This is a genomic window from Acidovorax sp. GW458-11-26-14-TSB4 (genome assembly GCF_059423865.1).
In genome coordinates this window covers 926,062-950,747 of record NZ_JBWKYR010000001.1, presented here as the reverse complement: position 1 = coordinate 950,747, position 24,686 = coordinate 926,062, and the positions used below count along the sequence as shown (strand labels likewise).

The window sequence follows — 24,686 nt, the reverse complement described above, 5'->3', positions numbered from 1 at the left end:
GCGCGCCCATATTCTCTATATATAGGCATATTCTGGAGATATGGGTGCGGTGTGAAACCGCATTTTCGGCAACCCCTCCAGAACCTCTGACAAAGGTCAATCCAAGGGAAAACGCTGCCCCCTTTCAGCGCCAGTGTTTACCCTTAATGAGCTCCTTTTTCAGTAGCATTGAGTGACGGCATACAGTGCTTTTGAGGCGAATTTCGCTCAAAGCCACTACCCCCTGCATGGTACGTAATTCCCGCAATACTGGCGAAAGGGTCGCTGGATATCATGGCCCGTCTTTTACAGAGGAGCACTCATGAAAAAACTGATCCAACTCGCCCTTGTGGCCGCAGCGGCTGCAGCCGCCTTCGGCGCCGCCGCGCAGGAATATCCATCCAAGGACAAGACGGTCACCATCGTGGTGCCTTTCGCTGCCGGCGGCCCGACCGACCGCGTGGCCCGTGACTTGGCCGAAGCCCTGCGCAAGCCCCTGGGCGCCAACGTGGTGGTGGACAACACCGCCGGTGCCGGCAGCTCCATCGGCGCCGCCCGCGTCGCCCGCGCCGCGCCGGACGGCTACACCCTGCTGCTCAACCACATCGGCATGTCCACCATGCCCGCGCTGTACCGCAAGCTGGCCTTCAGCGTGCCCAACGACTTCGAGTACCTGGGCATGGTCAACGACGTGCCCATGACGCTGATCGCGCGCCCCACCATGGCCGCGAACAACTACAAGGAACTGTCGGCCTGGCTGACCCAGAACAAGGGCAAGATCAACATCGGCAACGCCGGCCTGGGCTCCGCCTCACACCTGTGCGGCCTGATGTTCCAGAGCGCGCTGCAGATCGACATGACCCCCGTTCCCTACAAGGGCACAGCACCTGCCATCACCGACCTGATCGGCGGCCAGATCGACCTGCTGTGCGACCAGACCACCAACACCTCGGGCCAGATCGAAGCCAAGAAGGTCAAGGCCTATGCCGTGACGACCCAGAAGCGCTTGACCACGCCCCTGCTCAAGGACCTGCCCACGCTGGCCGAGTCCGGCGTGAAGAACTTCGAAGTGACCATCTGGCACGGCCTGTACGGTCCCAAGGGCACGCCGCCTGACATCGCCAAGAAGATCAACGACGCCCTCAAGGTGGCCCTGAAGGACCCCGACTTCATCAAGAAGCAGGAAGGCCTGGGCGCCGTGGTCGTGACCGACAAGCGCGTCGAACCCGCAGAACACAAGAAGTTCGTGGTGTCCGAGATCGACAAGTGGACTGCCGTGATCAAGGCCGCAGGCACCTACGCCGACTGATCGCCGCCACACCGTGCGCGCACACCACTGTGCGCTGCGCCAGCCACCACGCTCCCGGGCCTGGTGGCTTTTTTGCGCCTGGACCGCCGAGACACCGGATTGACTTGCATCAGTCCCGGTCGCATTCCAGACCTGGTCTTCGGGTAATCCATCTGCACGGAGCGCGCGCGCCCGCGTAGAAATGCAGGCATACACCCAGCTCTTCAAGAAAGCAGTTCCATGGCACAGCACGCCCGCAGCACCCACCCCGCCATCGCCGCGAAAACCCGCGCCCGCAGCCGCCGCAAGGCCATAGCCATGGCCTTCACCCTGAGCGCGCTGGGCGCCCTGGCCGTGGCCACCGCCAGCGCCCTGCTGCTGCCCCGGTCGGCCCATGCACAGCAGCCGGCAGCGGCCCCTGCGGCAGGCGCATGGCCCAACAAGCCGGTGCGCATCGTCGTGCCGTTTGCGCCCGGCGGCACCACCGACATCCTGGCCCGCGCGCTCACGCCCGACCTGTCGCGCGTGTTCGGCCAGCAGTTCGTCGTGGACAACCGGGCCGGCGCTGGCGGCAACGTGGGTGCCGAGATCGTGGCCAAGGCCCCGGCCGATGGCTACACCCTGCTCATGGGCACGGTGGGCACGCATGGAATCAACCGCGCGCTGTACGCCAAGCTGCCCTATGACCCGATCAAGGACTTCGTGCCCATCACCATGGTCGCCGCCGTGCCCAATGTGATGGTGATGAACGTGGACAAGGCCAAGTCCCTGGGCATCACCAATGTGCAGGACTTCATCCGCGTGGCCAAGGCCAGCCCCGGCAAATTCAACATGGCATCGAGCGGCAATGGCACCTCCATCCATCTGGCGGGCGAGCTGTTCAAGAGCATGACCGGCACCTTCATGCTGCACCTGCCCTACCGTGGCTCCGGCCCGGCCCTGCTCGACCTGGTGGGCGGCAACGCCGACGTGATGTTCGACAACCTGCCCTCGTCCATGGCGCAGATCAAGGCCGGCAAACTCACCGCCCTGGCCGTGACGAGCAGCCAGCGCTCGGGCGCCCTGCCCGACGTGCCCACGGTCGAGCAGGCCGGCGGCCCCACGCTCAAGGGCTACGAGGCCAGTTCCTGGTTCGGCCTGCTGGCCCCCGCCGGCACCCCGCCCGAGATCGTCAACCGCATCCAGCAGGAGGTCGCCAAGTCCCTGGCCTCACCAGCGATGAAGGAGCGCCTGATGGCCCAGGGCGCCATCCCCGGCGGCAACACGCCGGCCGAGTTCGCCAAACACATCGATGCCGAGCACAAGAAGTGGGCGCAGGTGGTGAAGGCGTCGGGAGCGAAGGTGGATTGAGGCGCGCCATAGCCCCAGCGAAGGCCCGCATGAGCGGGCCCTTTTCATGCGGCTGGGAAAAGGTCTACACCCCCCAGACCACGTCGGCGTTCTCCGCCGCGCTTTTGCGCAGCATTTCAATGAACGGTGCAGTGCGTTGGCGCAGCTTCACGGTGTCGGCGCGGCCGGCCTGCTCGTCGTCCTCATCCGCACCGCTGCCTTCGGGTGCGGGAGACTGGGCCTCGCTGGCTTTGACGGCAGCCTCCAGGGCTGAAATGGCACCGGGAATCTGTGCGGCAGTCACTATGCCGCTGCTGCCGGGCGCCTTGCCGATGATCTCCAGGAGCTGGCGACCCTGGGGTTCCAGCATGATCAGATCGGCAGCGGCTTTGGACTTGAATTTGTAGAGCATGGTGTGCGAGGTGCTTTCGGTTTGAGCAGAGGTGGTTGCCTGTCGTTCGTCGTTTCCACCGCAGGCTAGCCGGATTGTGCGCCGGACACGCCAGCTTGCACTTTGGATGGTCCATTCTTCGCGCGCAACAGGAAGTTGCGCTTCCAGCCTGTCGGACCACACCGACAAGCGACTCCTGCGTCGTCTAAACACATGCCTCCATCCGCTCTGGCAGCTTCCGGGATGGCCCCATTGACAGCATTTTGTTTAGGTCTAAACTATTTTCCCATGAACATACTTTGCATTGGCGGCGGCCCCGCAGGTCTGTATTTCGCCCTGCTCATGAAGCAGCAGAACCCGGCGCACCGGGTGACGGTGCTGGAGCGCAACCGCCCATTCGACACCTTTGGCTGGGGCGTGGTGCTGTCGGACCAGACGCTGGCCAACCTGCAGGCGGCCGATGCCGCCACTGCCGGGCTGATCGGTGACGCCTTCAACCACTGGGACGACATCGAAGTTTTCTTCAAGGGCCAGAGCGTGCGCTCGGGCGGGCACGGCTTCTGCGGCATCGGCCGCAAGCGCCTGCTCAACATCCTGCAGGAGCGCTGCATCGCCGTGGGCGTGGAACTGGTGTTCGAGACCGAGGTGCAGGACGACCAGGAAGCCGCAGCGAAGTACGGCGCCGACCTGGTGGTCGCCAGCGATGGCCTGAACAGCCGCATCCGCACGCGCTACGCCGCCACCTACCAGCCCGACATCGACCTGCGCCAGTGCCGTTTCGTGTGGCTGGGCACGCACAAGAAGTTCGACGCTTTTACCTTTGCTTTCGAACAGACGGAGCACGGATGGTTCCAGGCCCATGCTTACCAGTTCGACGCCGACACCTCCACCTTCATCGTGGAAACACCCGAGGCGGTGTGGAAGGCCCATGGCCTGGACCAGATGGAGCAGCCCGAGGCGATTGCCTTCTGCGAGCGCCTGTTCGGCAAGTACCTTGATGGCAATGCCCTGATCAGCAACGCCACGCACCTGCGCGGTTCGGCCAACTGGATCCGCTTTCCGCGCGTGATCTGCAACACCTGGGTGCACCGCGAGACCATCGCCGGCAAGCCGGTGCCCATCGTGCTCATGGGCGATGCGGCGCACACCGCGCACTTTTCCATCGGCAGCGGCACCAAGCTCGCGCTGGAGGACGCCATCGACCTGGCCAAGGAGTTCGCCACCGGCCTGCCCATCGACAAGGTGCTCACCCACTACGAGGCGCGCCGCAGCGTGGAGGTGCTCAAGATCCAGAACGCGGCGCGCAACTCCACCGAGTGGTTCGAGAACGTGACGCGCTACACCGGCATGCAGGTGGAGCAGTTCGCGTACTCGCTGCTCACGCGCAGCCAGCGCATCAGCCACGAGAACCTGCGCCTGCGCGATGCGCAGTGGCTGGAGGGTTATGAAAGCTGGCTGGCTGGCGGCAAGGCCGCCGTGCCGCCCATGCTCACGCCCTTCACGCTGCGCGGCCTCACGCTCAAGAACCGCATCGTCGTCTCGCCCATGGCCACCTACAGCGCGGTCGACGGCGTGCCGCAGGACTTTTTGCTGGTGCACCTGGGCGCGCGTGCCTTGGGTGGCGCGGCCATGGTGGTGGTGGAGATGACCAGCCCCACGCCCGAAGGCCGCATCACCCCCGGCTGCACGGGGCTGTGGAACGACGACCAGCAAGCTGCCTTCACGCGCATCGTGCAGTTCGTGCATGGCAGCAGCAGCGCGAAGATCGGCATGCAGCTGGGCCACAGCGGGCCCAAGGGCTCGACCCGCGTGGGCTGGGAAGGCACGGACGAGCCGCTGGAAGCGGGCAATTGGCCCCTGCTGGCCGCCAGCCCCCTGGCCTACGGCGAGCAGAACCAGACGCCATCGGCCCTCAGCCGCGCCGAGATGGATGCCATGACCGCCGCCTTCGCCGACAGCGCGCGCCGTGCCGCCGCCTGCGGCTTCGACTGGCTGGAGCTGCACTGCGCGCACGGCTACCTGCTGGCCAGCTTCATCAGCCCCATCACCAACCAGCGCAGCGACGACTACGGCGGCAGCCTGGCCAACCGCTGCCGTTACCCGCTGGAGGTGTTCGCCGCGCTGCGCGCCGTGTGGCCGGCAGACAGGCCCATGAGTGTGCGCATCTCTGCACACGACTGGGCCCCCGGCGGCACCACGCCCGATGATGCCATCGAGATCGCGCGCCTGTTCAAGGCCGCGGGCTGCGACCTGATCGACGTCTCGTCCGGCCAGACCACGCGCGCCGCCAAGCCCGTCTACGGCCGCATGTACCAGACGCCGTTTGCCGACCGCATACGCAACGAGGTGGGCATCGCCACCATGGCCGTGGGCGCGATCAGCGAGGCCGACCACGCCAACAGCATCATCGCCGCGGGCCGCGCCGACCTGTGCGCGATTGCCCGACCGCATCTGGCGGACCCCGCCTGGACGTTGCACGCCGCGGCCCAGCTGAGCCCCGTGGCCGCCGCCCACACCGACTGGCCCGTGCAGTACTGGAGCGGCCGCGACCAGATGCTGCGCGAGATCGGCAAGCAAAAGCAGATGCAGGCCGCGCTGGAGGCCACGCGCAAGGCCACTGCGGGCGAAGAGGAAGGCTGATCCCATGGATCTCGAAGCCCGACTGCACGGCGCCGCGCCGAGCGAGCACCCCGAGGCCCTGCGCCTGTGGCTGCGCATGCTGACCTGCACGCAACTGATCGAAAAGCAGGTGCGCGCCGGCCTGCGCGAGCGCTTCGACACCACGCTGCCGCGCTTCGACCTGATGGCGCAGCTCGAACGCTCGCCCGAGGGCCTGAAGATGAAGGACCTCTCGCGCCGCATGATGGTCACCAGCGGCAACGTCACCGGCATCACCGACCAGCTCGTGGCCGAAGGCCTGGTGGAGCGCGTGGAGGTCGAGGGCGACCGCCGCGCCTACTGCGTGCGCCTGACGCCCCAGGGCCGCGCCCAGTTCAACGAGATGGCCCGCCAGCACGAGCAGTGGATCGTCGAGGCCTTTGCAGCGTTGGGCGAGCGCGACATCGCCACCCTGCACCGTCTGCTGGGCAAGGTCAAGGAACACACCCAAAAACACACCCTGGAGATCGAGGAATGAAGCACAACATTGGCGCAGGCAATCCGATGCGCGCGCAGTTCGAGGCCAAGGCCCCCTATACGGCCCGGCACTTCGACTGGAGCTACGCCGACGGCGTGGGCACCGTCACGCTGAACCGGCCCGAGCGCAAGAACCCGCTCACCTTCCAGAGCTATGCCGAGCTGCGCGACTTCTTCTATGCGCTGCGCTTTGCCACCGACGTGAAGTGCGTGGTGGTCACCGGTGCGGGCGGCAATTTCTGCTCGGGCGGGGATGTGCACGAGATCATCGGCCCGCTGACCGGCATGAGCATGCCCGAGCTGCTGGAGTTCACGCGCATGACGGGCGACCTGGTCAAGGCCATGCGCGCCTGCCCCCAGCCCATCCTGGGTGCCATCGACGGAATCTGCGCGGGCGCGGGTGCCATGATGGCGCTGGCCTGCGACATGCGCTATGGCACGGCAGCGGCCAAGACGGCCTTTCTGTTCACCCGCGTGGGCCTGGCCGGCGCCGACATGGGCGCCTGCGCCCTGCTGCCGCGCCTCATCGGCCAGGGCCGCGCCTCGGAGCTGCTGTTCACCGGCCGGTCCATGACGGCGCAGGAAGGCCTGGCCTGGGGCTTCTTCAACGACCTGTACGAACCGGCCGACCTGCTGGCCCAGGTGCAGGAAACCGCGCGCGCGCTGGCCAGCGGCCCCACCTTCGCCCACGGCATGACCAAGACCATGCTGGGCCAGGAATGGGCCATGACCATCGACCAGGCCATCGAGGCCGAAGCCCAGGCCCAGGCCATCTGCATGCAGACGCAGGACTTCCGCCGCGCCTACGGGGCCTTCGCGGCCAAGCAGAAACCCGTGTTCCAGGGGGACTGAGGCCATGCACATTGCCCCCCCACCAGCGCCCTTCCCGCCCTCGACGGCCCATCTGGACCTGCCCTTCTTCGACGAGGCGCACCGCGAGCTGGCGCGCGGCCTGGTGCCCTGGGCCGCCGCCCAGGACGTGGACGAAACCGACGACCGCGCCGCCTGCCGCGAATGGGTGCGGCGCCTGGGCGCGGGCGGCTGGCTGCGCTACTGCGTGCCCGCCGCACATGGCGGCGCCCTGCCCGCGCTCGATTCGCGCGCGCTGGTGCTGCTGCGCGAGACCCTGGCCTACCACTCGCCGCTGGCCGACTTCGCCTTTGCCATGCAGGGCCTGGGCAGCGGTGCCATCACCCTGGCCGGCAGCGCCGCGCAGCAGGCACATTACCTGCAGGGCGTGGCCAGCGGCCAGCTGATCGCGGCCTTTGCGCTGAGCGAACCCGAGGCCGGCTCGGACGTGGGCGCCATGCGCACCACGGCGCTGCCGGCCGCAGGCGGCGCCTACACGCTCGACGGCAGCAAGACCTGGATCAGCAACGGCGGCATCGCCGACTTCTACTGCGTGTTCGCCAAGACCGAGCCGGACGGCGGCACGCGCGGCATCAGCGCCTTCATCGTGGACGCCACGGCCAAGGGCCTGGACACGTCGCAGCACATCCAAGTGATGGCCCCGCACCCGCTGGCCACGCTGGCCTTCACGGGCTGCGAGGTGCCGGCCACCGCCCTGCTGGGCGAGCTGAACGGGGGTTTCAAGCTGGCCATGCGCACGCTGGACATCTTCCGCGCCTCGGTGGCCGCCGCCGCCCTGGGCATGGCCCGCCGCGCGCTGGCCGAGGCCGTGCACCATGCGCGCCAGCGCCGCATGTTCGGCCAGACGCTGGCGGACTTCCAGCTCACGCAGGCGCGCATCGGCGAGATGGCGGCGCTGGTCGACAGCGCGGCGCTGCTCACCTACCGCGCCGCCTGGCTGCGCGACGAAGGCGAAAAGCGCGGCGGCACCCGCGTCACGGCCGAGGCCGCCATGGCGAAGATGACCGCCACCGAGAACGCCCAGCGCGTGATCGACATGGCGCTGCAGCTGCACGGCGGGCGCGGCGTCGAAGTGGGCAGCAAGGTGGAGAGCCTGTACCGCGACATCCGCTCGCTGCGCATCTACGAAGGCGCGACCGAAGTGCAGCAGCTCATCATCGGCAAGGCTGCCCTGCAGGCGTCCTGACCCTCCAGACCAAGGAGCATTCCCATGGCCCACCCCAGCGCCCAGCCCGACCATTTCGTGCACGACCGCCTGCCCGCCCGCGAAGCCCTGCCCACGCTGCACTACGGCGCCCCGGAATTGCAGATCCCCGACCAGGCCAACCTGGTGCAGGCCCTGTTCGACCAGGCCGAGCGTGCCGGCCATGGCGACCGGCCCCTGCTGCGCGGCCCCACGCGCACCTACAGCTACCGCGAGGCGCGCACCGAGGCCGCGCGCATCGCCGAGTTGCTGACGAAGGAGCATGGCCTGGTCCCCGGCAACCGCGTGCTGCTGCGCGGCGGCAACACGGTGGAAATGGCCCTGGCCTGGCTGGGCGTGGTGCACGCCGGCCTGATCGCCGTGGCCACCATGCCGCTGCTGCGTGCGGTGGAGCTGGGCAGCATCATCGAACGCGCCCAGCCCGCGCTGGCGCTGTGCGACGGCCGCCTGCTGGCCGAGCTGCAGGCTGCCCAGGCCGAACACCCGGTGCTCGCCACCCTTATTCCCTTCCACACCGCGCCCGATGCGAGCGACCTGCTGGTGCGCGCCCAGGCCATGCCCGGCACCACGCCCGCCTGCCCCACGGCGGCCGACGATGTGGCACTGATGGCCTTCACCTCGGGCACCACGGGCGCACCCAAGGCCGCCGTGCACACGCACCGCGACGTGCTGGCCGCCTGCGAGGCCTGGCCGCGCCATGTGCTGCGCGCCCGGCCCGAGGACATCGTGGCGGGCTCGCCGCCGCTGGCCTTCACCTTCGGCCTGGGCGGGCTGCTGGTGTTCCCCATGTGGGCCGGGGCCAGCGTCTACTTCCCCGACCAGCCCTACACGCCCGAGACCATGGTGCGCCTGATGCGCGAGGCCGGCGTGACCATCTGCTACACCGCGCCCACTTTCTACCGCCAGATGGCACCGTTCGCGCGGCAGTTGGGCCTGCCCACGCTGCGCACCAGCGTGAGCGCGGGCGAGGCCCTGCCCGATGCCACGCGCCAGCTGTGGAAGGAAGCCACCGGCATCGACATGACGGATGGAATCGGCGCCACCGAAATGTTCCACATCTTCATCTCGGCCGCGGGCGGCGAGAGCCGTGCCGGCGCCATCGGCAAGGTGGTGCCCGGCTACGAGGCCAAGGTGGTCGATGGCGCGGGCAAGGAGCTGCCGCGCGGCACGGTGGGCAAGCTCGCAGTGGTCGGCCCCACAGGCTGCCGCTACCTCGACGACCCGCGCCAGGCCAAGTACGTGAAGGACGGCTGGAACTACCCCGGCGATGCCTTCGTGCAGGACGCCGACGGCTACTTCTTCTACCAGGCGCGCGACGACGACATGATCATCACCGCCGGCTACAACGTGGGCGGCCCCGAGGTCGAGGACGCCCTGCTGCGCCACCCGGCCGTGGCCGAATGCGCCGTGATCGGCGTTCCCGACGAGGAGCGCGGCATGGTGGTCAAGGCCTTCTGCGTGCTCAAACCCGGCCACGCGGGCGATGCCGCCATGGCCAAGGCCCTGCAGGACCATGTGAAGGCGACCATCGCCCCTTTCAAATACCCTCGCCTGGTGGAGTTCGCCACCTCGCTGCCGCGCACCGAGACGGGCAAACTCCAGCGCTTTCGGCTGCGCCAGCGCGAAGCCGCGGCAGCGGCCACCCCACCCACGACGAAAACACCATGAATACCACCTTGCAACCCGACGGATGGGCCACCCCCAAAGGCTATGCCAACGGCGTGGCCGCCCGCGGCACCATGATCTTCACCGGCGGCCAGATCGGCTGGAATGCGGCACAGCAGTTCGAGAGCGATGACTTCATCGCCCAGACGCGCCAAACCTTGCTCAATGTGCGCTCCGTGCTTGAAGCCGGCGGCGCCGGCCCCGAACACCTGGTGCGCCTGACCTGGTACGTGGTGGACCGCAACGAATACAACGCCCGACTGAAGGAACTGGGCGTCGTCTACCGCGAGGTGCTGGGCAAGCACTTCCCCGCCATGGCTTGCGTGCAGGTGGCCGGCCTGATGGAAGAGCGCGCCAAGATCGAGATCGAGGCCACGGCCGTCATCCCGGACGCGTAAGCCGGCAATCAGCCCGCTTGTCCCGCCCCGCTGGCGGGTGCCATCTCGCCACGGCGCGACCAGCGCGCCTGCAGGGCCTTGCCGTAGAGGATGAACACCAGTGCCAGGCCGATCAGCGGTAGCGCGGCATAGACCCAGCCCGTGAGCAGCTCGCCGCCCAGCGCCACGCCGACCAGCAGGGCCACGGCAGGGTTCACGAACGAATAGCTGCCGGCCAGCGCGGCCGAGGTGTTCTGCAGCAGCCAGAGGTAGGCATTGAGCGCCACCAGCGTGCCGAAGAACAGCAGGTACACCCAGGCCACCCAGGACTTGGCGCTGACCTGGCCCAGGGCACTGACCGGCTCGAAGCACAGCGCCACCACCAGGCCCATGGCCCCGCCCGTGAACCACTGCGCCGCCGAGGCCATGGCCGGTGCGGGCAGGGACAGGCGGCGCGACGCGTAGGAGCCGATGCTCCAGCACAGCGGCGCGCCAAAGGCCAGCAGAGCGCCCAGCCAGGTGGCCGAAAAATCCCCTTCCAGCGCCAGCAGCAGCGCGCCCACCACGCCCAGGGCCAGGCCGATCCAGCTGGTCACGGGCACACGCTCGCCACCCCAGCGCGACCACAAAGCCAGCCACATCGGCATGGTGGTGACCACCGTGGCCATGAGGCCCGAGCCAATGCCCATCTTCTGCGCAAAGCCCATGAGGTTCATGGCCAGGAACACCATGCAGCCGCCCACCACGGCCGAGTTGCGCCACTGCACCGCCGTGGGCAGGGCATGGCCCTGCCACAGCGCCACCGCCAGCATGATGGCCCCGGCGCAGAGGAAGCGGATGGCGTTCATCAGCAGCGGCGGCATGGTCTGCACGGCGATGCCGATGGCGACATAGGTGGTGCCCCAGACCACGTAGACCAGCAACAAAGCGATGGCGATAGCCCACACACGGCGGTTGCCTGCTTGCGCATTGAAAAATGTCGGCATATTCTTCACCTGACCGGAAAATTTATGGAAATCACAGGGATTTCGGAATTTTTACCAAATTCATGCGCTTATGCAAGCAAATATTCAGACAGATGAGATAGACGCCAGAATTATTTCTGCCTTGGGCACCGATGGCCGACGTTCATACGCCGACGTCGGGGCCGAAGTGGGCCTGTCGACGGCTGCGGTGCATGAGCGGGTGAAGAAGATGCTGGACAAGGGCGTGATCCGCCGCTTTTCGATCAGCGTGGACCACGAGCGCGTGGGGCTGAACTTCACGGCCTTCGTCGCCATCCGCAACGATGGCGGCATCCACTGCCGCGACGTGGCGCCGCGCCTGCGCGCCATGCCCCAGGTGGAAGAGTTGCACAGCGTGGCCGGCGAATACGACTTCCTGGCCAAGATCCGCACCACGCATGCGCGTGCGCTGGAAGACGTGATCTACGAGATCAAGGCGATTGCGGGCGTGGCCCGCACCACCAGCACCGTGGTGCTGAACACCGAGTTCGAGGACCGCCCGCTCGACCTGAATTGGCTGAGTGACAAGGCAGGATAAGCCTCGGCCCGCTGCCGCGGCTCAAAGAGCCAGGCCTGGCAGTGTATTGCGCACCGCGCGCACCAGGCTGTAGACCGTAAGCGCCGAGGTCTTGGGATTGGCCGCCAGCGGCAGGTTCTCCATCTGCAACTCGAGCCGACCGAAGGCGCCCCGCGCAATGACGGCGTGCACGTTGCGGGTGACTCCCGGGTCGGCCACCAGCTCCACCTGGGTGCGATCCAGCCCCAGGCCCGCCAACGACACCGTGGCCGCCACGTTGGCATTCTTCGGGAACTGCCGGGCCGCTTCGCGCGCACTGCCGCGAAAGATGACCTGCGGTGCCATCAGGCGGGCCAGGTCGCAAACCTGCTCGGCCGGCGTGCCCGCCCAGCTCAGCGGCGGCTTGCGCCCCACATAGACCACCTCGTCGAGCCCGCCCAAGCGCGCCGCTGCCAATGCGTCGATGGCGCCGATGGCGCCGGACACCAGTTGCAGCCGGGTGCCGCCCTCCTGCGCGGCAGCCTCCAGCCGCGCCAGCAGGTCCGCGTCGTGCAGCGCGCCTACCGAGGCCATGGCGCAGGGAATACCCGCCTGCAGCGCGGGCACCACATGGGCCAGCACCGCCGCATGGCCCGCGCATTCGACGACGAGATCGGGTCGCTGCCCCGGCCCGAGATCCAGCGTGCTGGCCACCCGCACCTGCGGCGCCAGCGCCGCGCAGGCCGCCTGGGCGTCTGCGAGGGACGCCGGGGACACGATGAGCTGTGCCAGGTGCACGCGGTCATCGCCCGCCAGTTCCCGCGCCAGGGCCTGGCCGATGGCCCCAAAGCCGACCACGGCCAGCCGCAGCGGTGAACGGTGCCCTGTCATACGGCCGTACCGGGGAAATGCTCCACGCAGCGCGCATGCCAGCTGCGCCAGTCGCGGCCCGGGTGCACTTCGCCGCAGTGCGCGCAGGTGCGCTCGGCCGGCACCGAGTCGTAGAACGCGGAGTAGGTGCGCGGCAGGTCTTCGACGATGCTCGTGAGCTGCAGCTCGCTGCGCACCACCAGTCCGCCGCAGGCGGCGCAGTACCACTCGAAGGCATCGATGGAGCCCATGGGCCGGTTGCGCTCCACCACCGTGCACAGGCTGCCCGACTCGGGCCGCTGGGGCGAGTGGCGCACGTGCGCGGGCAACAGGAAGATATCGCCCTCGCGCAGGTGCACGCGCTCGAACTTTCCGCGATCGGCGATCAGCAGCGAGGCATTGCCCTTGAACTGGTGGAAGTACTCCTCGTAGGGGTCGTCGTGGAAGTCGGTGCGCTCGTTGGGGCCGCCCACCACGGTGCAGACCAGGTCGGCGTTCTTCCAGATCTGCTGGTTGCCCACGGGCGGCTGCAGGCGCGCGCTGTGGGCATCGAGCCACTGCTGGAAGTTCAGGGGCTTGCTGTAGTGGTCGTAGGCCAGATCGGCCGGTTGGTAGGGCATGGAGACACTCACTTTCGAAACAGGGAAAACCAGCGTGCCAGCAGGCGCCGCAGACTGTGCCACGCAGATGGGGAAGGCCGGTCGGCGGGCACGCCCAGCACCCGGCTGAAACGCGCGAAGAACTCTTCGCTGAGCTTGCGCGAGCTGGCCTCGACCAGCCGGTTGCCGAACTGCGCCAGACGGCCGCTGAGCTGCACCTGCACCCACCAGTGCAGCAGCGTGCCGCCGTCGCCGGTGGGCTCGAAGCGCACACGCGCCGTGCCCTGGCCGCTGCCCAGGGCGCCCGCCTGGCCGACGAAGACCATGGTCAGCGACCGGGTCGGCTGCAGGTCGTGCAGTGTGACCTCGCTCTTGAAACGCACCGACAGCGGGCCCAGGCCGACCTTGACCGTGGCCTCGTAGTCGGTGGCGCTGCGCTGCACCAGCGCTTCGCAGCCGGGGATGCTGGCCTGCAGGTTCTGTGCATCGAGGATGGCCTGCCAGACTTGGGCCGGCGGCGCCGCCAACGCCTGGCGGCCGCCGAAGCCGTCCTTGGGCACGGCTTCGGTGCCTGGCGTGGCAGGCGTCTGCCGGACCGCCAGTGGCGCCAGCGGCGCATGGCGCGGCAGTGCCTCGCCCGTGAGGGCGGCCACGCAGCGCCGGGCCAGCACCCCGGCCAGATGGCATCGATAGCAGGCCGAGGCATGCAGGTCGCCCAGCGCCGTGAGGTCATCGAAGGGGACGGCAGACAAGGCCGCCAGGCCGAACTGGCCGCCAAGCGCCTGTTCGGCCCCAGGCCAGCGCGCGATGCCCATGCCCAGCCCGGTCACGGCCACGCGCACCCGGCCCGGCCCAGTATGCGCCACGGCCACGCCCACCAGCGCAAAGCGCGAGGCAGGCTGCTCGAACTTGAGGTAATGCAGGCCCTGCAGCCGGGGGAAGCGCACGCCGACGATCAGCTCGCCCGGTTCCAGCGCCGTGCTGTACAGGCCCTGGAAGTAGTCGTCTGCCGCAATCTCGCGCCGCACGGTGACGATGGTGGCACCCGCCGCCATCACCCCGGTGGGCCAGCAGGCCGCAGGGTCGTTGTGCGCCAGTGAGCCGCCAATGGTGCCCATGGCGCGCACCTGCGCGTCGGCGATGCCGCCGGCCAGGGCCGCCAGGCCGGGCGCGAAGCCCCGCACGGTGGCACTGGCCGCCACGCTGGCATGCGTGGCCATGGCGCCGATCCAGAGTGTGTCCGCGCCATCCGGTCCGTTGTTCTCCACGCGGATATCGCGCAGGCCCGGCACGTCCTGCAGGTCGACCAGCACCGAGGGCGTGGCCATGCCCAGCTTCATCGCGGCCAGCAGCGACTGGCCGCCGGCCAGCCAGGCCTGGCCGCCATCCGCAGACGCAGGCATCAGCGCAAGCGCCTCGGCCAGCGAAGCGGGTCGATGGAAATCCAATGCGTTCATGCCGGCTCCGTTCCGCGCATGGCGAGCAGTCCCTCGCAGACCGCCTTCACGATGCCCTCGTAGCCCGTGCAGCGGCACAGGTTGCCGCCCAGGGCATGGCGCACCCAGTGCGGGTCGATGGACTCCCCGGCGGCCTCGGGCTCATCGGCCAGGGCCACCGCGCGCATCAGGAAGCCCGGCGTGCAGAAGCCGCATTGCAGCGCATGGTGCCGGCTGAAGGCCTGCTGCATGGGGTGCAGCCGATCGGGTGCCGGGGCCAGCCCTTCGACCGTGCGCACGGCCCTGCCCTGCACCTGCAGGGCCAGCACATTGCACGACTTCACGGCCCGGCCGTCCACCTGCACCGTGCAGGCCCCGCACTGCGCCGTGTCACAGCCCTGGTGGGTCCCGAGCAGGCCTAACGGGCCGCGCAGGCAGTCCACCAGCAGCGTGTTGGCTTCCACCTGCACACTGCAGACGCTGCCATTGACCTGCAACTGGATCGGCATCCGCTGGCTCATGCGGGTGCGCGCCTCAGGCCAGGCGCAGGCCGCAGCCTGCAAAGGCTTCGCGCGTGGCAGCCAGCTCGGCCTCGGTCATGTTGAGCAGCGGGCGGCGCACCGGGCCGCCATGCTGCCCCAGCAGTTCCTGCCAGGCCTTGCCGTGCGCCTGCGGCTTGCCGGCGGGCTTGCTGGCGCGGAAGGCGGCGCGCACGGGCTCCAGGCTGTCGCGCACCTTGCGCGCTTCGGCATGCTGGCCGGCAAAGGCCAGGCGGGTGTACTCGTTCATGCGCTGGTCCACCTTGGTCTGCAGCAGGAAGGGCGGCGTGGAGCACAGGTAGAGCTTCCAGTTGAGCTCGATGATGTTTTCCAGCCAGTCTTCCTCGGAGGGGTTGCTCACCTGGATCTTGTGGCCGGCCAGCTCGGTCAGGCGCTTGTAGCGGGCGCGGTCGGCGCTGTACTTGATGGCCACGATGTTGGGCAGGTCGGCGATGCGGTTGCACAGCTCGGGACTCATGGTATAGCCGCAGTCGGGGTGGTTCCACATGGCGATGCCGATGTCGAGCTGCTCCGACAGGTAGCGGTAGTACTCGTAGATGGTCTCTTCGGTGTCGGCGCCGAAGTGCAGCACCGGGCTGTGCACGATCACGTAGTCGGCACCGGCGTTCGCCGAATGGCGCGCCAGGTCCAGCACCACGTCGAGGTTGGTGTCCGAGCACGAGGTGATGATGCCGCAGCGGCCGATGCCGCCACGGTTGCCCGCGGCCTGCGCGGCCTCGACCGACAGGGAGATCAGGCGCTTGCGCTCCTCGATCGACATGGCAAAGAACTCGGCCTGCTTGCCGGCGATGAACAGGCCACCCAGCTTCAGGTCGCGGATCCAGTGGTCCATGTTCTGGCGCAGCGCCTTTTCGTCGATGCGCAGGGCCTCGTCGAAGGGCGTGAGGTTGGCAGCCCAGACGCCGACAAAGTGTTCGCGGGCGTATTCCTTGGCTTCAGACTTCTTGTAATCCATGGTGTTTTCCTTTCAAGACATGGGTTGGGTTCAGAGACCCTGGCCGCTCATCGCGCGCCAGAACTGTTCGGAGGTGAGGGGAAACTGCAGCGCGCATTCGCCCACGGGCGAGAGCGCATCGCGCGCCGCGTTCATCAGCGCGGCCGGCACGCCGATGCAGCCGGCCTCGCCCACGCCCTTGGCGCCCAGCAGGTTGTGCGGGCTGGGCGTGGCAAAACTGTGGATGTCGATGGCGGCCGGCATGTCGTCGGCGCGCGGCGCCGCATAGTCCATGAGGGATCCGGTCACCAATTGACCAGCGCCGTCGTAGACCAGGCGCTCCAGCAGGGCCTGCCCCAGGCCCTGCGCCAGGCCGCCGATCAGTTGGCCCTTGGCGAGCTCGGGGTGGACGATGTGGCCGGCGTCGTCGGCCCAGGTGATCTGCTCGATGGCGGGGCGGCCGGTGTCGCGGTCCACGGCCATGCGCGCGATCACGCAGCCGTAGCTCCAGGCCTCGCCGCCCGTGAAACGGCCCGCCGAGGTCAGCGGCAGCGCCTCGCCCGCCGCACGCCGCGCCACCAGGTCGCGGCAGGCCTGCACAATGGCGCTGCCCGCAAGGGCGGTGCTGCGGCTGGCCAGCGCGCCCACGCCGGGCGGGCACAGTGCGGTGTCGCCATACACGACCTCGACCTGCTCCGCGGCCATGCCCAGTGCCTCGCCGGCAATGCGCGCATAGGTGGTTGCGTGGCCCTGGCCCTGCGCAGGGGACCCCGTGGCCACGGTCACGCGGCCGTCTTCATGCCAGTCCACGCGCGCCGACTCCCAGCCCACGCCGCAGGGCTCGACATAGAGCGCCATGCCGATGCCCACCACCTCGCCCTCGGCGCGGCGCTGCGCCTGCAGCACGCGCTGCTCCGCATAGCCGAAGCGCTCGCAGGCCAGCTCCAGCGCACGCCGGTAGTCGCCACTGTCGAAGACCTCGCCGGTCGGCGTGGTGTAGGGCATGTCGGCGGCTTCCACCAGGTTGCGCCGGCGCAGCTCCACCGGGTCGATGCCCGCAGTGCGCGCGGCCTGCTCGACCAGGGTTTCCATGAGCAGTGCGGCTTCGGGGCGGCCCGCACCGCGGTAGATGGTGACCGGGGCCGTGTGCGCCAAGCCGGCGCGCCCCTGCACGTCGAGCCGCGCCACGCGGTAGGGGCCGGGCAGGATGCGCGCTGTGTTGCGCAGCGGCACCACGGCCGAGAACGGCAGCCAGGCGCCCAGGGTGAACTGCAGCTCGGCCTGCAGCGCCGCAAAGCGCCCCTCGGCCGTGAGGGACAGGCGGCCTGCCAGCCGCGCACCGCGGCCGTGCATGCCCGAGGTGAACTCGTCCGAGCGCGAGGAAATCCAGCGCACCGTGGCCTGCATGCGGCGCGCGGCCAGCGCGATGGCCAGGTCCTCGGGGCACAGCGAGGACTTGGCGCCGAAGGCACCACCCACGTTGCCGGTGACCACGCGGACGCGCGCATCGCTCCAGCCCAGCGCGGTAGCGATATCGGCCTGCGCGCGGGACGGCGACTGCGTGCCCAGGTGCACGGTCAGGCGTGGCTCGCCAGCGTCGCCATGCCACTGCGCGAGCATGCCGCGCGGCTCCATCGACAGCGCCAGCACACGCGGCACCTCCAGCGTGGCGCTGGCCTCGCATGCCGCCGCCGGGGCCGCATCGGGCCCAGCATGGTGCGCCACTTCCGAGACCGGCAGGGTGCCGTCGAAGTCCAGCACGGCATCGAGCGGCTCGATATCGAGCTGGACCCGCAGGGCCGCCTGCTGCGCCGCACCCAGAGTGTGTGCCAGCACCAGGGCCACGGGTTGGCCCACATAGACCACTTCGCCCCGTGCCAGCGGTTCGATGGCGAGCACTGGGGCCACGGGCAACAGCGGGTTGGGCGGGGGCATGTGCACGGCACGGCCTTCTTCCGCGTCTGGCAGCAGGGTCTCGGCGGTCAACACCGCGGCCAAGCCTTCGGCGCTTTCGGCCGCCTGCAGATCGATGGAGCGCAGCCGGCCATGCGGAATCGGCGAACGCACGAACACCGCATGCAGCGCACCCTCGGCCGGCACATCGCCCGTGTACTGGCCGCGGCCCATGAGCAGGGCGGGGTCTTCGCGGCGAAGGGGGGTGAAGGCCGTGTTCAGCATGGGTCGGATTAGACCGGCGCCCCCTGCCGCGGGCAATCGCATAATTTTGAAAGACTTTGAAGTTTGCCGACACAATCGCGCCATGGACCTGCTGGACAACCCCTCCAACCTCAGCCTGCGGCAGCTGCGCGCCTTCTGGCTCGTCGCGCACGAAGGCACGATGACGCGGGCCGCCGCGCGCATGCACCTGACCATCTCGGCACTGTCGATGCTCGTGCGCACCCTCGAAGAAGAACTGGGTGTGCGCCTGTTCGAGCGCACCACGCGCCGAATCGAGCTGACCGATGCCGGCCGGCAATTCCTGCCCACGGTGCGCGACGTGTTCTTCGCCCTCGACTCGGGCCTGCAGACGCTGCAGGAGAGCAAGCGCCGCAAGAGCGAGCGCCTGTCGGTCGTGACCTCACCGCTGCTGGCGGCCAGCCTGGTGCCCGAGGTCATTGCGCGCTTTCGCGAGCAGTTCCCCAACGTGACCGTGACCCTGGTGGATGCACCCGTGGACCAGGTCGTGGCGCATGTGCGCGAGGGCAAGTCGGACTTCGGCATCTGCACGGCCGATCTGGCCTCGACCGACCTGGTCTCGCAGGTGCTCTACAAGGACACCCTGGTGCTGGCCTGCAGTCCCGACCACCCGCTCGCAGAGCGCCGCGAGGCCAGCTGGGGTGACCTCACGGACCAGAGCCTGATCCTGCTGACCTCCAACACTGGCCTGCGCCGGCTGGCTGACCAGGCCCTCGGCCAGCTCACGCTGCGGCTCAAACCGGCCTTCGAGGTCGCCAACATCCAGACCGCCGTCGGCCTGGTCGCCGCAGGCCTCGGGGTCTCGGTGCTGCCGGCCTACAGCCTGTCGCGCGTGGACGGCCAGCGCGTGGTCTCGGTCCCCTTGACCGACCCCGTGGTGACGCGTGAAATCGTCGCGCTGTGCACGCGCGCAAGGCCATTTTCAATGGCCGCTGAAGCATTCTTGAAGCTGTTCACAAAATACACGGACCAGAGCGCGATTTAAGCGGCTTTTCGATCGGTTTTGCTGGTGTTGCCTCTGTTCAGCGTGGCAGCGCGCCAGTACAAAAGTAAGGCGCCCTCACACGTCCTGGCGCACACACAAGGAAACCGATCCATGAAACCCCTTTGCGGCGCCAGCCCACTTCAGGCCCCTTCCTCCCCCCTGTCCCGCCGCCGGCTGCTGGCGCTGGGCCTCGGCAGCACCGCTGCCTGGCTGCACGCCACGCCGTCGCTGGCCAACACCTGGCCCTCCAAGCCCGTCAAGATCACCACCGCGGCCTCCACCGGCAGCGGGCCCGATGTGTCGCTGCGCCTGGTGACCGAGCAGCTGGCGCGCCGCTGGGGCCAGCCGGTCATCGTGGACAACAAGCCCGGCGGCAACGGCGTCGTGGCCTTCAACGCCACGCGCAGCGCCGCATCGGATGGCCACGAACTGATCCACCTGGACAGCACCATGCTGACCTCCAACGTGCACCTGTACAGCCGCCTGCCCTACGACCCGCAGCGCGACTTCACCCCGATCCGCCCCACCCTGCAGACCGACTTCTTCGTGGCCGTGGCCAAGGACAGCCCGTTCAAATCGGTCGACGACATCGTGCAGGCCGCCCTGGCCGCGCCGGACCGCATCACCTATGGTTCCTGGGGCCTGGGCAGCCCGGGCCATCTGGGGGCGCTGCGCCTGCTGGCCGCCACCCACACGCGCATGACGCATGTGCCCTACAAGGAGATCCCGCAGCTGTTTGCCGCAGTGGCCACCGGCGAGGTGCAGTGGGCGCTGGGCAGCATCGCCAGCGCCGGGCCCATGGAGAAGTCGGGCCGCATCCGCTTCGTGGGCGTGGCTGCACCGCAGCCCTCCCCGTTTGCGCCCGGCGTGCCCGGCATGGCCGGCTCGGCCCAGGCCAAGGCCTTTGTGGCCAATGCCTGGTTCGGCCTGTTCGCCCCCCGCAACACGCCCAAGCCGCTGCGCGAGAAGATCGCGGCGGACATCACCGAGATCCTGGCCACGCCGGACATCGCCGACCGCTACCGCAACCTGGGCTACAACCGTTTCGACCAGAAGCCCGACGAGTTCGGCGAGTACATTGGCCGCGAGACCCAGCTGTGGGGCCGCGTGATCGCCGATGCCAAGCTCAAGCTCGACTAGGAAGCGCAGCCGGTCGGACCAAGAACAACGGAGACGGAACGAAGATGATTGCACTCAAGGACATCTGCTACGTGCGCCTGGGCACGCGCGACCTCGATGGCGCCTGCCGCTACGCCAACGACATCCTGGGCCTGCGCGAAGGCCAGCGCTACGGGCCGCCGCGGCACGGCAAGGCCGTGGGCTTTCGCAGCGATGCGCGTGAGCAGACGCTGGTGTACTTCGACGGCGACCCGGCAGACCACACCACCGGCTTTGAGCTGGCCTCCATGGCCGAGCTGCAATCCGCCGCCGCCGAACTGGAACGCCTGGGCCACGCAGTGCGCGAGGGCCGGACCGACGAATGCGAGCAGCGCCGCGTGCAGGCCTTCATCGGTTTCAACGACCCGAGCGGCAATGCCATCGAACTCGCCGTGGCGCCCTTCCACAGCGGCGTGCGCTTTTTCCCGACGCGCGACACGGGCAACACCGGCTTCTCGCACGTGGGGCTGCGCAGCACCGACCCGGCGCGCGATGAGCGCTTCTGGACCACGGTGCTCAGTGCCAAGGTCAGCGACCGCATCGGCGCCGCACCGCTGTTGCGCATCGACGAGGTGCACCACAAGATCGCGCTGTTCCCTTCGGGCTACGCAGGCGTGCAGCACATCAACCACCAGGTGGCTTCCATCGACGACCTGATGCGCGCCTGGTACCTGCTGCAGTCGCGCGGCATCCGCGTGGTGTTCGGACCGGGCAAACACCCGACTTCGGGCGCCATGTTCCTCTACTTCGAGGGGCCGGATGGCATGGTCTACGAGTTCTCGAGCGGCGTGCGCTTGGTCACCGATCCGGACGCACCGCCGCGCCAGTTCCCGTTCCACCCCACCTCGTTCTGCATGTGGGGTTCGGTGCCCGACATTCCGGAATTCCGTTAGGGCCGGCTGGACACCTGTTCCATCAGCGCCAGGTAGTGCGGCAACGGCGGCGTGGCCCGCCCAGGCACCTTGGCCAGGTCGTCGTAGCGGCGCAGGCGGATGGCCTCGAAGGCGAAAGGCTGTTCGGCAAAGCGGGCCGCTTCTGCCTGGCCGTAAGGGCCGCCCTGCAGCTCCAGACTGTGCTGCGACGCAGGCGAAAGGGTCGCCCAGTAGGCCGTGTCCACCGCACACAGATAGCGCTTGGCATCCACATGCATGCGGATGGGTTCGAGCACCGCATCGGGCAGCACACCGCGCAGGAACGGCAGGGCCACGTACTGGTGCAGGTCGTCATGGCGCGGCGCGCGGGCCTCGTGTTCGGCCGCAGCGGGCGCCAGCAGGTGGCCCAGGTCGTGCAGCAGCGCTGCGACCACGGAGGCCGTGGTTTCACCGGCCTCCTCGGCCAGGAGCGCACACTGCAGCGCATGGTCGAGCTGGCTCACGGCCTCGCGGCCGTACTGCTTTTTCCCGCGCTCGGTGAGCAGCAGGGCGATGTCGTCCCGGGTCAATGCCATGGCGTCTCCCTGTCCCTAGACCATGGTCTTGCGAATGCGCGCGGAGACCAGGTCGATCACGCTCACGGTGACCACGATGATGAGCATCACTGCGCAGGTCTCGGCGTACTGGAAGCCGCGGATGATCTCCCACAGCACCACCCCGATACCGCCAGCACCCACCATGCCCACCACCGAGGCCGAGCGCACATTGGCCTCGAAACGGTAGAGCGTGTAGGAGATCCACAGCGGCATCACCTGCGGGATCACGCCGTAGATGATCTCGTGCAGCGCGCTCGCACCGGTCGAGCGGATGCCCTCCACGGGCTGCGGGTCGATGGCTTCCACCGCTTCAGAGAACAGCTTGGCCAGGGTGCCCGTGGTGTGGATCACAGCGCCAGCACGCCAGCAAAGGGCCCCAGGCCCACGGCCACCACGAAGAGCATGGCGAAGACCATCTCGTTGATGGCGCGGCAGGCATCGAGCACGCGGCGCACTGGCTGGTTCACCCACCAGGGCGCGATGTTGGACGAGGCCAGCAACGCCAGCGGAACGGCGGTGACCACCGCGAGCGCCGTGCCCCACAGTGCGATCTGCAGAGTGACCAGCATCTCCTGCACGTAGATGCGCCACTGCCCGAAGTTGGGCGGAAAGAATTCGGCCGCGTACTGGGCCATGTTGCCCGAATCGCGGACCAGGTCGAGCGGGCGCATGTCGGCGCCCTTCCACGATGCGGCCAGCACCAGCAGCAGGATGCCCCAGGACAGGTACCAGGCGAAGCTGCGCTTGGGCGCCGTGGTGCCCGCCAGGGTCGCGAGCGAAGGGGTCAATGCGGAAGACATGGTGGTCGCTGGCCGGCTGCGTTGCTTACTTCAGCGAAGCCAGCTGCTGGTCGATCTCGGCCAGGCGGGTCTTCTTGTCGGCGTCGGCCAGCGTGGTGTCGCCTTCGATCTTGTTGCGCTTGCCGAACAGGTCGAGCTGGCGGATGGGCATGAGCTGCGCGTTGGTCGATGGCTTGAAGCCCGAGAGCTTGGAGATCTTCATGACGATTTCCTTCTCACGCGCGTCGGTCTTGGCGTAGTTGAAGAAGAAATCCTTGATCTTGGTCTTCTGCGCCTCGGGCAGGTCCTTGCGCATCACCAGGGGGTCCAGCGGGATCAGCGGCGAGGTCCAGACGATCTTCAGGTCCTTGAACTTCTCGGGCTGGCGCTCCTTGAACTTCTCCAGGTTCTCGCTGTTGTTGGTGGCCACGTCCACCTGCTTGTTGGCCACGGCCAGGGCATTGGTCTCGTGGTTGGCGCTGCGCACCACCTTGAAATGGGTCTTGGCGTCGACCTTGTTCTGGGCGAAGGCGTAGTAGCCCGGCACGAGGAAGCCCGAGGTGGAATTGGGGTCGCCGTTGCCCAGGCTCAGCGACTTGCCGTTCTTGAGCACGTCGTCCAAGGTGGCCAGCGGGCTGTCCTTGTGCACGATCAGGTGCGAGTAGTAGCCCTGGGTGCCGTCGGCGTTGACCATCTGCGCGAACACTTCGCCGTTGGCGCGGTCCACGGCTTCCATGGCCGACTTGTTGCCCAGCCAGGCCACCTGCATCTTGTTGAAGCGCATGGCTTCGATCAGGCCGGCATAGTCGGATGCGAAGAAGGCGTTGATCTTGAAGCCTGTCTGCTTGGCCATGTCGTCCAGCAGGGGTTGCCAGTCGGCCTTGAGGTTCTGCGTGGCCTCGGTCGAGATCATGCCGAAGTTGATGTCCTGGGCGAGAGCGCCCGTCGTCATGCCCAGGCCGATGGCCAGGGCTGCGCACAGTTTCTTGAACATGGAAGCTCCAGTGAAAGAGAGAATGGTCGGAAGGAACGCGGAAACCGCGGAGAGAAATCGGGGGAAGCTTCAGGCAGCCTGGGCCAGGGGCTGCACCCAGCCGTTGGCGGACTGCTGCACTGGTGCGGGGGCCTGCGGCAGGCTGGCACCCAGGATCTCGTCGGCCTGCACCCCATACAGCTCGCGCAGCAGCGCCGGCGTAAGGGCCGCCGAGGGGCCGTCATACACCACGCGGCCCTGGTGCAGGGCGATGACGCGCGGGCAGTACTTGATGGCCACGTCCACCTGGTGCAGCGAGACGATGACGGTGCTGCCATCCTCGCGGTTGATGCGCGCCAGGATGTCCATGACCTTGCGCGAGGATTCGGGATCGAGCGAGGCGATGGGCTCGTCGGCCAGCACCACCTTGGCGCCCTGCACCAGGGTGCGCGCGATCGCGGCGCGCTGCTGCTGCCCGCCCGAAAGCGTGGAAGCGCGCTGCGCGTGGCAGTCGGCAATGCCCACCCGGGCCAGTGCCTCCAGGGCCAGGGCACGCTCGTGCGGGCGGAACACGCGCAGCCAGCCGCGCCATTTGGGCATGCGGTGCAGCATGCCCACCAGCACGTTCATCATCACGGGCAGGCGGTCGACCAGGTTGAACTGCTGGAACACGAAGCCCACCTGGGCGCGCACCTTGCGGATGTCGCGGTGGATGCGCCCGCCCTGTTGCACGCACTGGCCTTCGACCTCGATCAGCGACTGGCTGTCGCCATCGGCCACCACCAGGCCGGCCACGTGGCGCAGCAGCGTGGACTTGCCCGAGCCCGAGGCACCGATCAAGGCCACCATCTCGCCGGTCTGCACCTTCAGGTCGATGTCGCGCAGCGCGTGCTTGCCGTTGGCAAAGTGCTTGTTCAGCTGCTGGATGCGCAGGGCAATGGGCATGGAGAACTCCAAGTCGTCTATACAAATGCAGTGTGAAAGCGCGCC

At 68.3% G+C, this 24,686-nt stretch carries 23 protein-coding genes and 2 pseudogenes; 12 read left to right on the top strand and 13 right to left on the bottom strand.

The window, feature by feature from the left end; genetic code table 11:
* Positions 1-301: 301 nt before the first annotated feature.
* Entirely contained in the window at positions 302-1,288 is a 987-nt protein-coding gene (locus tag AC07X5_RS04590) for a tripartite tricarboxylate transporter substrate-binding protein (protein ID WP_409960288.1), read from the top strand.
* Between the two features lie 219 nt (positions 1,289-1,507).
* On the top strand, positions 1,508-2,617 hold the full coding sequence (locus AC07X5_RS04585) for a Bug family tripartite tricarboxylate transporter substrate binding protein (protein ID WP_494769191.1): 1,110 nt from the start codon (positions 1,508-1,510) through the stop codon (positions 2,615-2,617).
* A gap of 64 nt (positions 2,618-2,681) precedes the next feature.
* Here the strand turns inward: AC07X5_RS04585 and AC07X5_RS04580 are convergent, their stop codons facing one another.
* Positions 2,682-3,008 (bottom strand): DUF1840 domain-containing protein, encoded by a 327-nt coding sequence (locus tag AC07X5_RS04580; RefSeq protein ID WP_494769465.1) that lies wholly within the window; start codon positions 3,006-3,008, stop codon positions 2,682-2,684.
* Positions 3,009-3,275: 267 nt separating this feature from the next.
* Between AC07X5_RS04580 and AC07X5_RS04575 the strand changes: the two genes are divergently transcribed.
* From AC07X5_RS04575 to AC07X5_RS04550, 6 genes are read left to right on the top strand one after another with little or no spacing between them, the layout of a single operon-like run.
* Positions 3,276-5,627 carry a bifunctional salicylyl-CoA 5-hydroxylase/oxidoreductase gene (locus AC07X5_RS04575; protein ID WP_494769190.1) on the top strand — a complete coding sequence of 784 codons (2,352 nt, stop codon included), beginning with the start codon at positions 3,276-3,278 and terminating at the stop codon, positions 5,625-5,627.
* Between the two features lie 4 nt (positions 5,628-5,631).
* Positions 5,632-6,123 (top strand): MarR family winged helix-turn-helix transcriptional regulator, encoded by a 492-nt coding sequence (locus AC07X5_RS04570; protein ID WP_409960292.1) that lies wholly within the window; start codon positions 5,632-5,634, stop codon positions 6,121-6,123.
* Positions 6,120-6,974: an enoyl-CoA hydratase family protein gene (locus AC07X5_RS04565; RefSeq protein WP_494769189.1), complete on the top strand. Its 855-nt coding sequence runs from the start codon at positions 6,120-6,122 to the stop codon at positions 6,972-6,974. The genes AC07X5_RS04570 and AC07X5_RS04565 overlap by 4 nt, the downstream gene beginning before the upstream one ends.
* A 4-nt stretch (positions 6,975-6,978) precedes the next feature.
* Positions 6,979-8,178, top strand: a complete 1,200-nt coding sequence (locus tag AC07X5_RS04560; protein WP_494769188.1) for an acyl-CoA dehydrogenase family protein — start codon at positions 6,979-6,981, stop codon at positions 8,176-8,178.
* 24 nt (positions 8,179-8,202) lie between these two features.
* Positions 8,203-9,864 (top strand): AMP-binding protein, encoded by a 1,662-nt coding sequence (locus AC07X5_RS04555; RefSeq protein ID WP_494769187.1) that lies wholly within the window; start codon positions 8,203-8,205, stop codon positions 9,862-9,864.
* On the top strand, positions 9,861-10,259 hold the full coding sequence (locus tag AC07X5_RS04550) for a RidA family protein (protein ID WP_409960296.1): 399 nt from the start codon (positions 9,861-9,863) through the stop codon (positions 10,257-10,259). The genes AC07X5_RS04555 and AC07X5_RS04550 overlap by 4 nt, the downstream gene beginning before the upstream one ends.
* 8 nt (positions 10,260-10,267) lie before the next feature.
* On the opposite strand, the gene AC07X5_RS04545 is transcribed toward AC07X5_RS04550, so the two are convergent.
* Entirely contained in the window at positions 10,268-11,224 is a 957-nt protein-coding gene (locus tag AC07X5_RS04545; protein WP_494769186.1) for an EamA family transporter, read from the bottom strand.
* A gap of 70 nt (positions 11,225-11,294) precedes the next feature.
* Here AC07X5_RS04545 and AC07X5_RS04540 point away from each other — a divergent pair, with 70 nt between their 5' ends.
* On the top strand, positions 11,295-11,780 hold the full coding sequence (locus AC07X5_RS04540) for an Lrp/AsnC family transcriptional regulator (protein WP_409960298.1): 486 nt from the start codon (positions 11,295-11,297) through the stop codon (positions 11,778-11,780).
* Between the two features lie 21 nt (positions 11,781-11,801).
* Here AC07X5_RS04540 and AC07X5_RS04535 read toward each other — a convergent pair whose 3' ends face one another.
* From AC07X5_RS04535 to AC07X5_RS04505, 7 genes and pseudogenes are all read right to left on the bottom strand, one after another.
* Positions 11,802-12,629, bottom strand: a complete 828-nt coding sequence (locus tag AC07X5_RS04535; protein WP_494769185.1) for an aspartate dehydrogenase — start codon at positions 12,627-12,629, stop codon at positions 11,802-11,804.
* Positions 12,626-13,228: a 3-hydroxyanthranilate 3,4-dioxygenase gene (locus tag AC07X5_RS04530; protein ID WP_494769184.1), complete on the bottom strand. Its 603-nt coding sequence runs from the start codon at positions 13,226-13,228 to the stop codon at positions 12,626-12,628. Before AC07X5_RS04530 ends, AC07X5_RS04535 begins: the two co-directional genes overlap by 4 nt.
* Positions 13,229-13,236: 8 nt before the next feature.
* Entirely contained in the window at positions 13,237-13,767 is a 531-nt protein-coding gene (locus AC07X5_RS04525) for an SRPBCC family protein (protein WP_494769464.1), read from the bottom strand.
* An 84-nt stretch (positions 13,768-13,851) separates the two neighbouring features.
* Positions 13,852-14,664, bottom strand: a pseudogene (locus AC07X5_RS04520) (FAD binding domain-containing protein); the annotation flags it as partial.
* Entirely contained in the window at positions 14,661-15,164 is a 504-nt protein-coding gene (locus AC07X5_RS04515; protein ID WP_409960301.1) for a (2Fe-2S)-binding protein, read from the bottom strand. The gene AC07X5_RS04515 and the pseudogene AC07X5_RS04520, both read right to left, overlap by 4 nt.
* A 13-nt stretch (positions 15,165-15,177) precedes the next feature.
* Complete coding sequence (locus AC07X5_RS04510) at positions 15,178-16,158, bottom strand: dihydrodipicolinate synthase family protein (RefSeq protein WP_494769183.1); 981 nt, start codon at positions 16,156-16,158, stop codon at positions 15,178-15,180.
* A gap of 30 nt (positions 16,159-16,188) precedes the next feature.
* Positions 16,189-18,315, bottom strand: a complete 2,127-nt coding sequence (locus AC07X5_RS04505) for a xanthine dehydrogenase family protein molybdopterin-binding subunit (protein ID WP_494769182.1) — start codon at positions 18,313-18,315, stop codon at positions 16,189-16,191.
* A gap of 82 nt (positions 18,316-18,397) precedes the next feature.
* Here AC07X5_RS04505 and AC07X5_RS04500 point away from each other — a divergent pair, with 82 nt between their 5' ends.
* The 3 genes from AC07X5_RS04500 (at position 18,398) to AC07X5_RS04490 (ending at position 21,369) form a co-directional block, all read left to right on the top strand.
* Positions 18,398-19,318, top strand: coding sequence for a LysR family transcriptional regulator (locus AC07X5_RS04500; protein ID WP_494769181.1), 921 nt, complete (start codon positions 18,398-18,400; stop codon positions 19,316-19,318).
* 111 nt (positions 19,319-19,429) lie between these two features.
* A complete protein-coding gene (locus AC07X5_RS04495) occupies positions 19,430-20,458 on the top strand; it encodes a Bug family tripartite tricarboxylate transporter substrate binding protein (protein ID WP_494769180.1) in 1,029 nt (342 codons plus the stop codon).
* A 44-nt stretch (positions 20,459-20,502) separates the two neighbouring features.
* Positions 20,503-21,369, top strand: a complete 867-nt coding sequence (locus AC07X5_RS04490; protein ID WP_494769179.1) for a VOC family protein — start codon at positions 20,503-20,505, stop codon at positions 21,367-21,369.
* Here the strand turns inward: AC07X5_RS04490 and AC07X5_RS04485 are convergent.
* From AC07X5_RS04485 to phnC, 4 genes and pseudogenes are all read right to left on the bottom strand, one after another.
* On the bottom strand, positions 21,366-21,923 hold the full coding sequence (locus AC07X5_RS04485) for a phosphonate degradation HD-domain oxygenase (RefSeq protein ID WP_494769178.1): 558 nt from the start codon (positions 21,921-21,923) through the stop codon (positions 21,366-21,368). The genes AC07X5_RS04490 and AC07X5_RS04485 overlap by 4 nt on opposite strands.
* A 15-nt stretch (positions 21,924-21,938) precedes the next feature.
* Positions 21,939-22,744 (bottom strand): annotated as a pseudogene (phnE, locus tag AC07X5_RS04480) (phosphonate ABC transporter, permease protein PhnE).
* 25 nt (positions 22,745-22,769) lie between these two features.
* Positions 22,770-23,717: a phosphonate ABC transporter substrate-binding protein gene (gene phnD, locus AC07X5_RS04475; protein WP_409960309.1), complete on the bottom strand. Its 948-nt coding sequence runs from the start codon at positions 23,715-23,717 to the stop codon at positions 22,770-22,772.
* A 69-nt stretch (positions 23,718-23,786) separates the two neighbouring features.
* A complete protein-coding gene (phnC, locus tag AC07X5_RS04470; protein ID WP_494769177.1) occupies positions 23,787-24,641 on the bottom strand; it encodes a phosphonate ABC transporter ATP-binding protein in 855 nt (284 codons plus the stop codon).
* Positions 24,642-24,686: the final 45 nt, after the last annotated feature.